The organism is Staphylococcus sp. GDY8P72P, from assembly GCF_016890655.1.
GTDB classification, from domain to species: domain Bacteria; phylum Bacillota; class Bacilli; order Staphylococcales; family Staphylococcaceae; genus Staphylococcus; species Staphylococcus arlettae.
In genome coordinates, this window is record NZ_JAFEQJ010000008.1 from 239,348 (window position 1) to 256,439 (window position 17,092).

General features: G+C 33.6%; 13 protein-coding genes. 8 read left to right on the forward strand and 5 right to left on the reverse strand.

Features of this window, described 5'->3' with window-relative positions:
- The first annotated feature begins 12 nt into the window (after window positions 1-12).
- The 5 genes from recQ (at window position 13) to JVU85_RS05005 (ending at window position 6,340) form a co-directional block, all read left to right on the forward strand.
- Window positions 13-1,791, forward strand: a complete 1,779-nt coding sequence (gene recQ, locus JVU85_RS04985) for a DNA helicase RecQ (protein WP_002508895.1) — start codon at window positions 13-15, stop codon at window positions 1,789-1,791.
- A gap of 220 nt (window positions 1,792-2,011) precedes the next feature.
- Window positions 2,012-2,968: an ABC transporter ATP-binding protein gene (locus JVU85_RS04990; protein WP_021459145.1), complete on the forward strand. Its 957-nt coding sequence runs from the start codon at window positions 2,012-2,014 to the stop codon at window positions 2,966-2,968.
- On the forward strand, window positions 2,965-4,479 hold the full coding sequence (locus JVU85_RS04995) for an ABC transporter permease/substrate-binding protein (protein ID WP_103388060.1): 1,515 nt from the start codon (window positions 2,965-2,967) through the stop codon (window positions 4,477-4,479). Before JVU85_RS04990 ends, JVU85_RS04995 begins: the two co-directional genes overlap by 4 nt.
- Window positions 4,480-4,667: 188 nt before the next feature.
- Window positions 4,668-5,723, forward strand: a complete 1,056-nt coding sequence (gene hisC / locus JVU85_RS05000) for a histidinol-phosphate transaminase (RefSeq protein ID WP_193325100.1) — start codon at window positions 4,668-4,670, stop codon at window positions 5,721-5,723.
- An 80-nt stretch (window positions 5,724-5,803) separates the two neighbouring features.
- Entirely contained in the window at window positions 5,804-6,340 is a 537-nt protein-coding gene (locus JVU85_RS05005; protein ID WP_002508891.1) for a 5' nucleotidase, NT5C type, read from the forward strand.
- A 49-nt stretch (window positions 6,341-6,389) separates the two neighbouring features.
- Here the strand turns inward: JVU85_RS05005 and JVU85_RS05010 are convergent, their stop codons facing one another.
- The 5 genes from JVU85_RS05010 to JVU85_RS05030 form a co-directional block, all read right to left on the reverse strand.
- On the reverse strand, window positions 6,390-7,328 hold the full coding sequence (locus JVU85_RS05010; RefSeq protein WP_002508890.1) for a diacylglycerol/lipid kinase family protein: 939 nt from the start codon (window positions 7,326-7,328) through the stop codon (window positions 6,390-6,392).
- Window positions 7,329-7,466: 138 nt separating this feature from the next.
- Window positions 7,467-8,969 carry a peptide MFS transporter gene (locus tag JVU85_RS05015; protein ID WP_103388061.1) on the reverse strand — a complete coding sequence of 501 codons (1,503 nt, stop codon included), beginning with the start codon at window positions 8,967-8,969 and terminating at the stop codon, window positions 7,467-7,469.
- Between the two features lie 383 nt (window positions 8,970-9,352).
- On the reverse strand, window positions 9,353-10,867 hold the full coding sequence (locus tag JVU85_RS05020) for a peptide MFS transporter (RefSeq protein WP_103388062.1): 1,515 nt from the start codon (window positions 10,865-10,867) through the stop codon (window positions 9,353-9,355).
- A 281-nt stretch (window positions 10,868-11,148) separates the two neighbouring features.
- Entirely contained in the window at window positions 11,149-11,649 is a 501-nt protein-coding gene (gene queF, locus JVU85_RS05025; protein WP_002508887.1) for a preQ(1) synthase, read from the reverse strand.
- Between the two features lie 24 nt (window positions 11,650-11,673).
- The gene (locus JVU85_RS05030) at window positions 11,674-12,564 is read right to left on the reverse strand and encodes a DMT family transporter (RefSeq protein WP_021459142.1); all 891 of its coding nucleotides are present in this window, start codon (window positions 12,562-12,564) and stop codon (window positions 11,674-11,676) included.
- A 677-nt stretch (window positions 12,565-13,241) separates the two neighbouring features.
- Here JVU85_RS05030 and nrdI point away from each other — a divergent pair.
- The 3 genes from nrdI (at window position 13,242) to nrdF (ending at window position 16,783) form a co-directional block, all read left to right on the forward strand.
- Complete coding sequence (gene nrdI, locus JVU85_RS05035) at window positions 13,242-13,640, forward strand: class Ib ribonucleoside-diphosphate reductase assembly flavoprotein NrdI (RefSeq protein ID WP_002508885.1); 399 nt, start codon at window positions 13,242-13,244, stop codon at window positions 13,638-13,640.
- The gene (gene nrdE / locus JVU85_RS05040; RefSeq protein WP_002508884.1) at window positions 13,603-15,708 is read left to right on the forward strand and encodes a class 1b ribonucleoside-diphosphate reductase subunit alpha; all 2,106 of its coding nucleotides are present in this window, start codon (window positions 13,603-13,605) and stop codon (window positions 15,706-15,708) included. The genes nrdI and nrdE overlap by 38 nt, the downstream gene beginning before the upstream one ends.
- A 106-nt stretch (window positions 15,709-15,814) precedes the next feature.
- Window positions 15,815-16,783: a class 1b ribonucleoside-diphosphate reductase subunit beta gene (gene nrdF / locus JVU85_RS05045; RefSeq protein ID WP_002508883.1), complete on the forward strand. Its 969-nt coding sequence runs from the start codon at window positions 15,815-15,817 to the stop codon at window positions 16,781-16,783.
- The last annotated feature ends 309 nt before the right edge of the window (window positions 16,784-17,092 follow it).

Sequence of the window (17,092 nt, forward strand, 5' to 3'; positions counted from 1 at the left end):
GGATTTTAAAACATGGAAACAACTTTATCACATTATTTTGGTTATGAGACTTTCCGTCCTGGCCAAAAGGAAATCATTAGTAAAATCATAGATCATCGCAATGTGTTGGGCGTTTTACCTACAGGTGGAGGTAAATCAATTTGTTATCAAGTTCCAGGTTTGATGCTTGGTGGGACAACAATTGTTATTAGTCCACTCATTTCTTTAATGAAAGACCAAGTAGATCAACTGAATGCTGCTGGGATTAATGCAGCTTATTTAAATAGTAGTATGACTCAAAAACAACAAAAAGCTGTAGAACAAGAGCTATTACGTGGTGAAGTACAATTTCTATATGTAGCACCTGAGCGTTTTGATAATGGGTATTTCGTCAACTTATTACAACAATTGACTATCCCTTTAGTTGCTTTTGATGAAGCACACTGTATTTCAAAATGGGGACACGATTTTAGACCAAGTTACCAAGAAGTTATTCATAAAGTCTTTGCGTTACCTCAAGATTTTGCGATTGTAGCTTTGACTGCTACTGCAACTACAGAAGTGCAAAAAGATATTATGCAACGTTTGAATATTAATAAAAATGATGAGATTAAAACAAGCACTAAACGTCGTAATTTGGTGTTTAAAGTTAATCCAACGTATCAACGGCAAAAATTTGTCCTAGATTATGTTAAAGAACACTCAGATGTTGCAGGGATCATTTATTGTTCGACACGTAAACAAGTGGAAGAGCTTCATGAAGCTTTTCAAGATCAAAATATTCAAAGTACGATTTATCATGCGGGTCTATCAAATAAAGAAAGAGAACAAGCACAAAATGACTTTGTATATGATCGTGTTCGTGTAGTCGTAGCTACAAATGCCTTTGGTATGGGAATTGATAAATCGAACGTGCGATATGTAATTCATTACAATATGCCAGGAGATCTAGAATCCTATTATCAAGAAGCAGGACGTGCAGGTCGTGATGGATTAAATAGTGATTGTATTCTCCTCTTCAGTGAACGAGATATTGGCTTACATCAATATTTTATTTCAGTGTCTAAAGCAGACGATGATTATAAAGATAAAATGGGTGAAAAGCTGACAAAAATGATTCAATACACAAAAACTAAAAAATGTTTAGAGGCCACACTCGTACATTATTTTGAACCTAATGAAAAACTAGAAGAATGTCAGCAATGTAGTAATTGTGTACATGAAAATAAAACTTACGATATGACAGATGAAGCTAAAATGATAATTAGTTGTATTGCCAGAATGAAACAACAAGAAAGTTACAGCGTGATTATTCAAGTATTAAGGGGCGAGACATCGGACTATATTAAATATTGTGATTATGATCAGTTATCAACTCATGGATTAATGAAAGATTATACAACATCAGACTTAAGTCATTTAATTGATGAACTTCGTTTTAAAGGCTATTTAAATGAGCATGATGAAATATTAACGTGCGATGCATCAGTGAAAAAATTATTAAATGCGAATGCAGCAGTCTTTACAACACCATTTAAACGTAAGTCTAAAGAGAAAGTTAGTATTAACACGGTAGAAGGTGTTGATAAAGCTTTATTTGATGAATTAAAATCAGTGCGACAACAACTAAGTGAACAATTAGAAATAGCGCCTGTAAGTATTTTTTCAGATTATACATTGGAAGAATTTGCCAAACGTAAACCTGAATCAAAACAAGATATGATTGCTATTGACGGTGTCGGAAGTTATAAATTAAAACATTATTGTCCTAAGTTTTTAGAAACAATTCAATCTTATAAAGCACAAATTTAGTGCATATATACCGTTAGTTGAAGTACTAAAGGTACAAACAGAAGCAAGCAGTACATGATCGTCTGCCCATGTGGTTTTGTGATGTAAACTTCTTTTTTTGAAAGAAACTAATAACTTTGACTTGTGTAAATAATTATATTTAAGATGTAAATGAATAGGGAATAGAGCAAACAATGAGGTATAACTACTATATTTCGAAATGAAAATGAAGGTGACAGTTATGATAGAATTTAAAAACGTAACAAAGCGTTATGGTGAGAAAACAGCAGTTGATGATGTGTCGTTTAACATTGAACAAGGGGAGTTCTTTGTGTTGATCGGCCCTTCAGGTTGTGGGAAGACTACCACTTTGAAAATGATTAATAGATTAATATCATTGACGAATGGTTATATATATTTTAATAGTAAACCAATTAGTGATTATCCAATATATGAAATGCGTTGGGATATTGGCTATGTATTACAACAGATCGCTTTATTCCCGCATATGACCATAAAAGAAAATATTGCTCAAGTGCCACAAATGAAAAAATGGTCAGAACAAGACATAGAACAGCGTGTGGATACATTACTTGATATGGTTGGTTTAACGCCAGAGCAATTTAAATACCGAAAGCCTGATGAGTTATCAGGTGGGCAAAGGCAACGTGTAGGTGTTATTAGAGCATTAGCAGCAGATCCACCCGTTATCTTAATGGATGAACCATTTAGTGCATTGGATCCTATTAGTCGTGAAAAACTGCAAGATGATTTAATCGAATTACAACGTAAAATTAAGAAAACAATCGTCTTTGTGACGCATGACATTCAAGAGGCAATCAAATTAGGGGATCGTATTTGTTTATTAAATGAAGGACGGGTCGAGCAAATTGATACACCTGAAAACTTTATGAAACATCCTAAAAATGATTTTGTGAAACAATTTTTAGGTCAACATATACAGACATCACCTACAATAGCATCTATATTACCTTATTTAAGTGAAGCGGAAGTGTCATCAGTTACAAACACTCCAACGTTAAAGAGTACGGCTAAAATAGAAGAAGCGTTTCAGTTATTAGCACAATATGACATGATAACCATTATTGAGACAGAGTCTAAGAAGAATTACCAATTGCATCGTAAAGATATGTTTACTTACTTAAATAAGCAAAATAAAGGGGGAGTGTTACAATGAATGCTTTAATTGAGACACTCTCGGAACGTAAAGGCGAACTATTGACGACAATTGTCGAACATATACAGTTATCCTTTATTGCTTTGTTGATAGCAGCTTTAATAGGGGTACCATTAGGTATACTATTAACTAAAACGACTAAATTTGCAGAAGTGGTAATGAATATCGCAGCGATTTTACAAACGATACCGTCTTTAGCGTTGTTAGGATTAATGATCCCATTATTTGGTATCGGCAAAGTACCTGCTGTAATTGCGCTTGTTGTATATGCATTGTTACCTATTTTAAGAAATACATATACAGGAATAAATGAAGTAGATTCATCTCTCGTTGAAGCAGCAAAAGGGATTGGTATGAAACCGGGTAGAAGGTTAGCAAAGGTTGAATTGCCAATAGCAATGCCCGTGATTATGGCTGGTATTCGTACTGCTATGGTTTTAATTATCGGCACAGCGACCCTTGCCGCACTAATCGGCGCAGGTGGACTGGGTGATTTGATTTTACTAGGTATCGACCGCAATAATTCAGCATTGATTCTTATTGGTGCTATTCCAGCTGCATTATTAGCCATAATTTTTGATATTGTACTACGGTTTATGCAACATTTATCTTATAAAAAATTAGTGATGTCATTAGCTATTATCTCTGTTATTTTAATACTAGTAATTATTGCACCGTTACTTGCTAATAAGGGTGATAAGGTAACAATAGCAGGTAAATTAGGCTCAGAGCCATCTATAATTACAAATATGTACAAAATTTTAATTGAAGATAATACGGATGATACTGTCGAAATTAAAGATGGTATGGGCAAAACATCATTTTTATTTAATGCTTTAAAATCTGATGATATTGATGGATATTTAGAATTTACAGGTACAGTATTAGGTGAACTGACGAAAGAAGATTTACAATCTAAAGAAGAAAGTAAAGTTTATCAACAAGCAAAAACGAGTTTAGAGGACAAGTTTGATATGACGATGTTAAAGCCAATGTCATATAATAATACTTATGCGTTAGCAGTAAAACGTGATTTTGCTGAAAAGCATAACTTAAAATCAATTGCTGATCTTCAAAAAGTAGAAGACCAATTAAAACCTGGTTTTACGTTGGAATTTAATGACCGAAAAGATGGTTATCCAGCTGTTAAAAAAGCTTATGGTTTAAATTTAAATAATATTAAAACAATGGAACCTAAGTTAAGATATCAAGCCGTTGAAAACAATGATATTAATTTAATTGATGCGTATTCAACTGATGCTGAATTAAAACAATATGATATGGTTGTTTTAAAAGATACGAAAAAAGTATTCCCACCATATCAAGGTGCGCCAATGTTTAAAGAATCTTATTTGAAAGACCACCCAGAAATCAAAGACCCATTAAATAAACTAGCTGGTAAAATTACAGACGAAGAAATGCAAGAGATGAACTATCAAGTTACCGTTAAAAAGCAAGATCCTTATGAAGTGGCTAAAAACTATTTAGAAAAACATAACTTGGTTGACTAAAATTACAAGATTCAAATATTTTGCTGAGATTAGCTATATAAATTCTACTAGCAATGTTGCATGTAGAACGCTAGTCTCAGCATTTTTTAATTAATGAGAGTAGATTGCTTTTCAACAGATTAAAGCGTTATAATAGTGGATAAGTTTTGAAATTTTTGTAGTTAATATGAAGGAGGACCGATGCAACGATGAAAAAGCAAATCGAACAATTATCAGCGTATCAACCAGGTTTATCACCACGTGCATTGAAGGAAGAATATGGTATTGAAGGAGAATTGTATAAATTAGCATCTAATGAAAATTTATATGGTCCATCACCCAAAGCCAAAGAAGCAATTCAATCCAATGTGGACGAATTATGTTATTATCCAGAAACTGGTTCTCCATTACTTAAAGAAGAAATCAGCAAAGCATTAGACGTAGCACCATCACGAATTTTATTTGGAGCAGGTTTGGATGAAGTTATTTTAATGATTTCACGAGCAGTATTAACACCAGGTGATAAAATTGTGACGAGTGAGATGACTTTTGGCCAATATTATCATAATGCTATTGTAGAATCGGCAAATGTAGTACAAGTACCATTACAAAATGGACACTTTGATTTAGACGGTATATTAGCACAAATTGATAATGAGACAAAATTAGTGTGGCTTTGTAATCCAAATAACCCTACAGGTACATACTTTACACATGAGGAATTAACACACTTTTTACAAAATGTACCAAGTCACGTTCCAGTTATTTTAGATGAAGCTTACGTTGAATTTGTTACGGCCAATGACTTTCCAGATGCCTTAGCGTTACAAAAAGAATTTGCTAATGCCTTTATTTTACGTACATTTTCTAAAGCATATGGACTCGCAGGTTTACGTGTAGGCTATGTTATTGCTTCAGAGGAAGCGATAGAACAATGGAATATTATTCGACCACCATTTAATGTAGGACGTTTATCAGAATATGCAGCTTTAGCAGCTTTTAAAGATCAAGCATATTTACAATCTATTCAAGAACGTAATGCAAATGAACGTGAGAAATTTTTTGAGCTACCACAAAGTAAACATTTTTATCCAAGTCAAACTAATTTTATCTTTGTTAAGACCGATAAACCGCATCAATTATATGAAGCGTTACTAAATGTAGGATGTATTACTCGTGAGTTTCCAAATGGTGTGAGAATTACTATTGGTTTCCCAGAACAAAATGAAAAAATGCGTGAAGTATTGCAACAGTTTGAGTTTTAAGAGAGTCTTAAGTATAGTTAAGGTAGTATAAAAGTTTGGTATTTTGAGTTAAATGAACGAAAAGGGAGAAGAAGAATAAGATGACGAGACAATCAATCGCTATTGATATGGATGAAGTGTTAGCAGACACTGTAGGAGCACTAATTAAACGTGTCAATGAACGTACAGATTTAGGTATCAGCTATGATATGTTAGACGGTAAAAAATTACGTCATGCTATGCCAGAACACGATGGTTTATTGACAGAAATTTTACGCGAACCAGGATTTTTTGGTCAGCTAGAGGTTATGGCTCAAGCACAAGAAGTAGTGAAGAAGCTAACTGCATATTATGATGTTTATATTGCAACAGCTGCGATGGACGTACCGACATCTTTCCATGATAAGTACGAATGGTTGCGAGAGTACTTTCCATTTTTAGATCCACAACATTTTGTGTTTTGTGGTAGAAAAAATATTGTGAATGCAGATTATTTAATTGATGATAATCCACGTCAACTTAGTATTTTCACTGGAGAACCAATAATGTACACTGCATCGCACAATATTAATGATGATAGATTTACTAGAGTAAATAACTGGCAAGATGTAGCAGATTATTTCCTTGGAAATAAATAAAAAGTAAGGACAGTGTAACTCGTAAAAGTTGCACTGTCCTTTTATGTTGTTAGTTGGCATCTGTATTAACTGTAGGTGAAGTTAATGTCAGTATACGTACTGCACTTGGGATAATTTCTATTTGTAGTGGTGTTGTTAAAGCAATCTCACCATCAATATCTACTTGATGTGTATCGTCAGTACTGATAGTAATTTGTTTTGCTGGGATATGTTGGATACCCTGAGAAATATTATTCCAGTTCATACTATCGCGTTGTTTAAAAACATCAGTAAAGACGCTGAATTTTTGGTTATCAAAAATAAAAACATTTAAATAGCCATCATTAGGTGATAGATCCGTCATAGGTATTCGATTGCCTCCGATAAAGGGGCCATTTGCTACGAGAATCATTGAAGATTCATCTTCAAGCTTTTTGCCATCTACATTAAGCGTATAGTTGACATATTCAGGATTCACTAATGTTTTGACTGTAGACCCTACATAACTCAATTTACCGAAGACATCTTTGTTGCCTTGTTGCACATTTAAAGCATTTTGAACTATTAAACCGAGACCTGCAAAATTTAAAGCATAACGATCGTTCACTTTCATCACATCATATGGTTGTGGAGTTGCATTTTGAAGTTGTTGACTCGCTATTTTATACCGTGGATCCAAGTTAAGCGTTTTGGTGAAATCATTAAACGTACCTCCTGGGATAATGGCAAGTGGCACATCTAAATTATGTTGTAAAACTCCATTGATGAGCTCATTGACTGTTCCATCTCCGCCTAAAATAAATAATATATCGACATCTGTACTATAGTCTCCAGTTTTTATTTGTGCGCAATATTTAATAATATCACCTTCATGCTCACTTAGCTGAATTGATAGATGTTTACAAAGAGGTGTTAGTGATTTAACGACTTCACCTAAGCCTTCATGGATAGCTTTAAGACCGGAACCTTTGTGGTAAAATAGAACACCGTGATTATATTGAGTTGTCATGCATGAGCCTCCCTAGAAATCATAGTTATCGTTACTATTGTACAGTACATTGTGAATAACACAAAAATAAAACACTGCAAAGTATAGATACTTGCAGTGTTTTAATATATTACAATAATTTTATCAGTTATAAGAGCGTTATCTAATACCTCTCATCGCTTTTACAATTTTAGGCACAAAGGCTAAAACAATAAGGCTGATGATAATGGAAATAGCTCCTAAGAATAAAAAGTAATTTTTATAACCAAGTGGTTCAATTAACTTAACTAATGTTCCGTTTATGGCTTGAGCAGTAGCATTAGTTAATAACCATAAACTCATCATTTGTGAATTGAATGCTTTTGGTGCTAATTTCACAGCAGCACTATTACCTGTAGGTGATAGACATAGTTCACCAATAACACAAATGATATAAGATAAAATAATCCAGTTAACACTAAATGTAGCGCCGGCAGTATAACTTACTAAGGCAATCATTATGTAAGAAAGACCAGCTAATATAGCGCCTAATACAAATTTTGTTGCCAAACTAGGTTGATTTCTAGCCATTTTTCTCCAAATTAATGAAATCACAGGTGCTAGTAACACGATAAACAATGGATTAATTGATTGGAAAATGGCTGGTCCGAATCCAGTTTGCCAGCCAAAGATATTTAAAGTCATATCACTTTGTTTTAATGCGAAAATATTTAAAACATTCGCACCTTGTTCTTGAATAGACCAGAAAAGCACACCTAAAATGAACAATGGTATAAATGCTTTGACACGAGAACGTTCGTCATCTGTAACGTCTTTACTACGAATCATAATTGTGAAGTAACAAATTGGTAACACAATACCAAGAACTAGCACTGCTGTACTAATAATGTTAAATGATAGTGTTCCTGTAAGTCCTGTGATAAGTAAGACTAGTGCAATAATAAGTCCAATTGCAACAAACAAGATTGTATATTTTTTCTTCTCACTCGCTGATAAAGGATTAGTAGCTTTAACACCAATATCACCTAAATTTTTACGGTTGAACAATACATACCATACTAAAGCTAAAGCCATACCAAATGCGGCGATTAAAAAGCCTGTGTGGAAATTCCCGCTATCAACAAATTGGTTTAAGATTAATGGTGAAATAAGTGCACCCATGTTGACAGACATATAAAAAATAACGAACCCAGCATCAATACGTTTATCATTTACTGGATAAAGTCGTCCAACAATGTTAGAAATATTAGGTTTCATTAAACCAGAACCAACTATGATGAAGAACATAGATGTAAATAGACCAGTCATGCCGATCGGTAAACTTAAACAGACATGCCCGATAATAATAAAGACAGCACCATATAAGTTAGCAGCACGTGTCCCAGTAATACGGTCTGCAACCCAGCCACCTAGAACGGATGTCATATAGATTAATGAGCCGTATACGGCCATGATTGATTGAGCAGTACCTTCATCAATGCCTAAACCGCCATCTTTGATTGAAAAGTACATATAAAATAGTAATAACGCACGCATGCCGTAATAGCTGAATCTCTCCCAAAATTCAACGAAAAATAATACACCAAGACCACGTGGATGTCCAAAGAACCCGTGTTGAGGAACATTCGGAACGTCTTGATTTTGGGTGTTATCGTAAGCCAAGTAACATCCCTTCCTTTCTCCCTAAAAAAATGTATAAAAGAAATTTTACGCTTAAACAAAATTAATTTCAACAATATTCTAAAAATAAAAATATTCAAAATATTCAGTTTTTTAATGCGTATAATTAATATATGTTTTTATTTAATTTTAAACAATATGTGATTACGCCTAAGTAAAAACGAAACAATATAGTTACTAGAATGTATGAGTGAATATCATAATAATGGCAGTGGCAATCTGTGGGGAAAATCACTAGTCGGAGACTAAATAGGTTTAGGGAGTGCCCGCGGAAAACTTGCATAAAAAAACTGCCAACAAAGTCAGAGACTTTGTTGGCAGTAAGAACTGACTAACATAAATTAGTCAGTTGTATTAATTAGTGACTAGTAGACACCTTTCATACCACGTTTTACAATTGGCGAAATGAATAATAATAAAATACCAATCACAATCGCAACGATGCCTGAGTACATGAAGTAATCACTTTGATTTATTTTTGTATAAACTACAACGAGTTGTGCATTTAAACCTTGCGCCGTAGCATTACTTAACATCCATAAGCTCATCATACGAGCAGTAAATGTTAATGGTGCAAGTTTAGTAGATGTTGATAAACCTACTGGAGAAATACATAATTCACCGATGGTAATAAGTAAGAAACTTAATACTAACCACAATGGATTAACTAACTCCACACCACTTTGTAGCGGAATAATCATAACAATATAAGATAGACCGGCGATGATTGTACCATAAGCAAACTTATTTACTGTTGGTGGATTGTGTTTACCAAGCTTAACCCATAATGTTGCAAAGACAGGTGCAAGTAAGACGATGAAAATTGGATTTAATGATTGTGCCCATGAAGCTGGGATTGAAAAATCAATTAACCCACCTGTTAATTCAGACATTTCTAATTGTGTTTTTTTATCTGCGAAAGAGGCTAGGATAGTAGATCCTTGCTCTTGAATCATCCAGAATGCTACAGATGCTATGTATAATGGAACATAACTCCATACACGAGATTTTTCGTCTTTCGTTACTTGTTTACTCACTAACATATTCACAACAATATATATTGGTAATACAATGCCTAGGAACGTAATAAGTACACTGAAATTACCTAGTGTTAATGCGTTGTTTAAATGTAAAATAAATAGATAGAGACCAAATAAAATTAATACTATAACAGTGATAAGTGCTACACGTTTAATTTCTGGTTTAGTAAGTGGATTAGGTACGTTTAATCCCGCTAAACCTAAATTCTTTTTACGTTTAACTGCGTACAAAATTAACCCACAAAGCATACCAATAGCAGCAATTAAAAAGCCACCGTGGAAGCCAAAGCGTGTTTGGACGTAACCAGTAAGTAATGGTGAAATCAGAGCCCCTAAATTGATTCCCATATAAAATAATGTAAATGCTGCGTCTCTTCTAACATCATTGCGGTCATATAACTCTCCGACCGTTGTTGAAATATTAGGTTTTAATAATCCTGTTCCAGCGATGATAAAGAGTAATGCAATCATTACAAGTGTGAGATTATTCGGAAGCGATAGTAATATATGTCCAATCATGATGAGGAACCCACCATAGAAAACTGCATGTTGAGTGCCGGTAATACGGTCAGCAATCCAACCTCCAATAATACCAGACATATAAATTAAAGTTCCATAAAGTGCAACAATTTGTAATGCAACAGCTTCATCTAAACCAAAGCCGCCATCAGCAACACTATAGTATAAGTAATAAACTAATATTGCTTTCATACCATAGTAACTGAATCTCTCCCAAAACTCAGTAAAGAATAAAGTGCTTAGTCCTTTAGGATGACCGAAGAAGCCAGTCCGCGGTGTGCTTTCCATAATTTCTTCGTGACTATAATTATTTTTTTTCATAATTTCCCTCCCCATAAATGGTTGAATTTATTCTATACTTTTAATAACGAAAAGACAAGAAAAATTTAAAGCGATAACATTTTATAATGAAGGAATTGTAAATTATAAAAAAAGTTGGGATAGAAATATCTCTGTGGGAAAAGCATTAGCCGAAGACTACAGGCTGAGTCAGTGCCCACGGAAAGCACGCACAGTTAAAAATAAAGAGGACTAATCCAAATTAAGGATTAGTCCTCTTATTTTGAGAATGGGATTCATGTCCCAGTCGCTTTCGGGTTAGTTTAACGATTATCTATTTTTTCTGGATAAAGATCATGATTCATTAGGCGATGTTCTGCCATTGTTGCATATTTAGTATCAGGTCGACCGTAGTTCGTATATGGGTCGATGGAAATACCTCCACGTGGAGTGAATTTGCCCCATACTTCAATATAATGTGGGTCCATTAAATCAATTAAATCATTCATTATAATATTCATACAATCCTCATGGAAATCTCCATGATTTCTAAAGCTAAATAAATATAATTTTAGAGATTTTGATTCTACCATTTTAATGTTAGGTATATAAGAAATATAGATCGTCGCAAAATCAGGCTGTCCTGTAATAGGGCAAAGTGACGTGAATTCCGGACAATTAAATTTAACAAAATAGTCACGTCCAGGGTGTTTATTGTCAAATGATTCTAATACGTCTGGTCTGTAATCAAAGTCATACTTATTATTTTGGTTACCTAATAAGGTAATATCTTGTAATTCATCAGATTTGCGTCCTTCAGTCATAAAAATGTCTCCTTTGTATAACATTTATTTCGTCGTTTGTGATTGATTTTCTTGCGTTGCTTCTATTGGTTGTCGTCTTGCTTTTTCAAACATATAATAACTTGCTGCAATAATTATGACATAACCTAGAGTAGCGTACATATCAGGTGATTCTCCGAATAATACGAAGCCGAAAAAGGCAGTAAAGATGATTGATGCATATGTGAAAATAGATATATCTTTGGCAGGGGCATAACTATAAGCTAGTGTTATACCAATTTGACCAACTGCAGCAGCTAAACCTGCACCGATAAGGTACAATACTTGTAACCAAGACATAGGCTCATAGGTAAACAGTGTGAAAGGTATTAGGGCAACAACAGAGAAGAGTGAAAAATAAAATACAATCGTATAGGGTGCTTCTCTACTACTTAATGCACGTACACACGTGTAAGCACTGGCTGCAAATATGCCAGAGAATAAACCACCTAGTGCAGGGATCATTGCAGAAGAAAATTCAGGTTTTACTACAAATAACATACCAACAATTGCCACAATCATAGCAATGACTTGATATCTTCGTACTTTTTCGTGTAAGAATATTAAACTAAGTAATATCGTCCAAAAAGGGTTTAACTTCATTAATGTATCTGCATCACTTAACAGCATATGATCGATGGCATAAATATTAAGCAAGACACCGATTAGTCCTAAAATAGAACGGGTAATTAATAAAGGTTGACTGCTTAATTTGCCAAAAAGTGGTTGTTTGTATTTATAAATAAAAAATAACGGAATAAATAATGATACTAAGTTTCGAGCAAGAGATTTTTGAAAGACTGGTAAATCTCCAGCTAAACGAAAGAAGACTGACATAAAACTGAAGCCTATAGCGGAAATTAATATCGCTATAATACCTTTTACTTTGGGATTCAATTATATCGCCTCATTTGCAAAATTTTAACGTATTCATATTAGCACAATTTTAATGATAATGTACATAAGTAGTTGCGTTTAATCAAAGAATGTATTATCCTGTAATCGAACACATGTTCTTGTTTTTGTGGGTAAATCTGAAAATAAATTATGTTGTGATTTAATCTGCGTGAAATTCATTAATTTTATTATTGAGCGACGAGGTATGAGAAAACGCACAGTATTAAGAGATTAACATTGTTTCGAAAAAGGCAATTAAAAAGCCTTAAAATTTAATAAAAAAATCTTTTCTCAGAAAAAAGGCAATTTAAACTTGGAATGGTGCCATTTGTTAGTAGTTCGGTGAAATTTTACAAAAGCATTGCCCTTTAAAAGTGACAATTTATTATGTATAATTAAACACATAATATAGTATTAAGAATTACAGACAAACACAATATGTTGTGTTTTTGGTTTGTATATCGCATATATAAAAGCACCACAATTAAGTAATTTAACACCCAGACATATGGTGAAAACATGACAAATTAAGCATTATTACTATTTAAATGTTGATTTACATACAGTGCGATAGCTACTAACAAACACTATATGTTGTGCTTACCTATGGATAGAAGCAAGCGAACATTTATAATTGAATTACAGCTTAGCAATGATTTTAGAAAGTAGGTGGTCCAATGAAGGTCGTGTATTTTTCATTTTCAGGTAATGTGAGACGCTTTATCAAAAAAGCAGAACTTGAAAATACAATGGAATTAACACAGTTAAATTGTTCTGAACGCATAAACGAACCGTATATATTGGTCACTGGGACGATTGGTTTTGGGGAAGTGCCTCAACCAGTACAATCATTTTTAGACACAAATAGTGATTTATTAAAAGCAGTTGCTGCAAGTGGCAACCGCAACTGGGGACAAAATTTTGCGAAAGCAGGCCGTTCTATTGCAGAACGTTTCCAGGTACCGCTTTTGATGAAGTTTGAAGTACAAGGTACATCTAATGATGTGACCGAATTTAAAGATAAGGTGGGGCAATTCTATGAAGACTATGGACGAGAAGAAATACAATCACATTGAATTAAATAATGAAGTTACAAAACGTAAAGATAATGGTTTTTTCAATTTAGAAAAGGATCAAGAGGCTTTAGCCGTTTATTTAGAAGAAATTCACGACAAAACAATATATTTTGATACAGAGCTTGAACGTTTACATTATCTTGTAGATAATGATTTTTATTTTGACGTCTTTGCAAAATATTCAGAAGCAGATTTAATCGAAATTACTGAATTTGCTAAAAGTATCAATTTTACTTTTGCAAGTTACATGTCAGCAAGTAAGTTCTATAAGGATTATGCCTTGAAGACCAATGACAAATCACAGTATTTAGAAGATTATAATCAGCACGTAGCAATTGTGGCTTTATATTTAGCTAATGGTCATAAAGCTACAGCAAAACAATTTATTTCAGCGATGATTGAACAACGCTATCAACCAGCGACTCCAACTTTCTTAAATGCTGGTCGTGCGCGTCGTGGTGAGTTAGTATCATGTTTCTTATTAGAAGTAGACGATAGTTTGAATTCAATTAATTTCATTGATTCCACAGCTAAACAATTAAGTAAAATTGGTGGTGGTGTGGCTATCAACTTATCTAAACTACGTGCACGTGGTGAAGCAATCAAAGGTATTAAAGGTGTAGCTAAAGGTGTCTTACCAGTTGCTAAATCATTAGAAGGTGGATTTGGTTACGCAGACCAACTTGGACAACGTCCAGGCGCAGGTGCTGTATATTTAAATATTTTCCACTATGATGTTGAAGAATTCTTGGATACGAAAAAAGTTAACGCTGATGAAGACTTACGTTTATCAACAATTTCAACTGGTTTAATCGTACCTTCTAAGTTCTTTGACTTGGCTAAAGAAGGTAAAGACTTTTATATGTTTGCACCACACACAATTTACAATGAATACGGTGTGACATTAGATGACATTAACTTAGATGAATATTACGACGATTTAGTAGCGAACCCTAATGTCGATAAAAAGAAAAAAGATGCGCGTGAAATGTTAAATATGATTGCACAAACACAATTACAATCTGGTTATCCGTATTTAATGTTTAAAGATAATGCTAATAAAGTACATGCTAACTCTGATATTGGTCAAATCAAAATGAGTAACCTATGTACTGAAATTTTCCAATTACAAGAAACATCTATTATTAATGATTACGGTACAGAAGATGACATCAAACGTGACATCTCTTGTAATTTAGGTTCCTTAAATATTGTGAACGTAATGGAATCAGGTAAATTTAAAGATTCAGTGCATACAGGTATGGATGCTTTAACTGTAGTTAGTGATGAAGCGGATATTCAAAACGCACCAGGCGTTAAAAAAGCAAATAGTGAGCTACATTCAGTTGGCTTAGGTGTTATGAACCTACACGGCTATTTAGCTAAAAACAAAATTGGTTATGAATCTGAAGAAGCTAAAGATTTTGCAAATATATTCTTTATGATGATGAATTATTATTCTATTGAACGCTCAATGGAAATTGCTAAAGAACGTGGGGAAACTTATAAAGACTTTGAACAGTCAGATTATGCAAATGGTAAATATTTTGAGTTTTATACTTCTCAAACATTTGAGCCACAATACGAAAAAGTTCGTAAGTTATTTGCAGATTTAACTATTCCAACAGCAGAAGACTGGAAAGCTTTACAACAACAAGTTGAAACACACGGTCTATTCCATGCTTATCGTCTTGCGATTGCACCAACACAAAGCATTTCATACGTTCAAAATGCAACTAGCTCAGTAATGCCAATTGTTGATCAAATCGAACGTCGTACGTACGGCAATGCTGAAACGTTTTATCCAATGCCTTTCTTATCACCAGAAACTATGTGGTATTACAAATCAGCATTTAATACAGACCAAATGAAATTGATTGATTTAATTTCTACAATTCAAACTCACGTTGACCAAGGTATTTCGACAATTCTTTATGTTAACTCAGAGATCTCTACACGTGAGTTATCTAGATTATATGTATATGCACATCATAAAGGATTAAAATCACTATATTATACACGTAATAAGTTATTAAGTGTCGAAGAATGTACGAGCTGTGCAATTTAATCGTTAAACGATAAGTCTGTGTGATATAGCAGAGGTTGGTCTAGTACTGACCTCTGCATCTCATTGCATAAATTAAAAATATACACTGGATTGGAGCATCAAATACATGAAAGCAGTCAATTGGAATACACAAGAAGATATGACGAACATGTTTTGGCGACAAAATATTTCACAAATGTGGGTAGAAACGGAATTTAAAGTATCAAAAGATATAGCGAGTTGGAAAACTTTATCAGAAGCAGAAAAAGAAGCCTTTAAGAAAGCTTTAGCTGGTTTAACTGGGCTAGATACACATCAAGCGGATGATGGTATGCCTTTGATTATGTTACATACGACTGATTTACGTAAAAAAGCAGTGTATTCATTTATGGGCATGATGGAGCAAATTCATGCTAAAAGTTATTCACACATCTTTACAACATTGCTACCATCTAGTGAAACAAACTATTTACTAGACCAATGGGTGATTGAAGAACCCCATTTAAAATTTAAATCTGAAAAAATTGTGAGTACTTATCATAAATTATGGGGTAAAGAAGCTTCTATCTATGATCAATATATGGCACGTGTAGCTAGTGTGTTTTTAGAAACATTTCTATTTTATTCTGGTTTCTATTTCCCGCTTTATTTAGCAGGACAAGGTAGAATGACAACTTCTGGAGAAATCATTCGTAAAATTTTATTAGATGAATCTATTCATGGTGTGTTCACTGGTATGGATGCGCAAAGTTTACGTAATGAGTTGTCAGAAAGTGAAAAGCAACAAGCAGATTTAGAAATGTATAAATTGTTAGATGAATTATATAAAAATGAAGTAGCTTATACGCATTCTTTATATGATGAAGTCGGTATCAGTGAAGATGTTTTAAACTATGTCAGATATAACGGCAATAAAGCATTGTCTAACTTAGGATTTGAACCATATTTTGAAGAACGTGAGTTCAATCCAATCATTGAAAATGCACTAGATACATCAACGAAAAATCATGACTTTTTCTCTGTAAAAGGTGATGGCTATACATTGGCACTTAACGTTGAAGCGCTACGAGATGAAGATTTTATTTTTGAAGATTAATAGATCTAATTAATTAAACTATTTGAGCGTTCATTTATGTTAAAGACGCCAAACTTATACTAAAAATATAAAGAGGTTGGGACAATATTGAGTTGCCCCAACCTCTTTTCATATTGGTAGTAGCTGACTGCATTGAAAATGCACTTCAAACCAAGCTTTTTTCAACACTAGTCATCCTTGCCGTGGTGGGACAACGAAATCATTTTTTCAAAATCAGATTTCTGTCCCACTCCATGTTTTATTCGAAACTTTTTTCATATGGGCAGTAGCTGATTGCATTGAAAATGTGCTTTAAACCAAGCTTTTTTC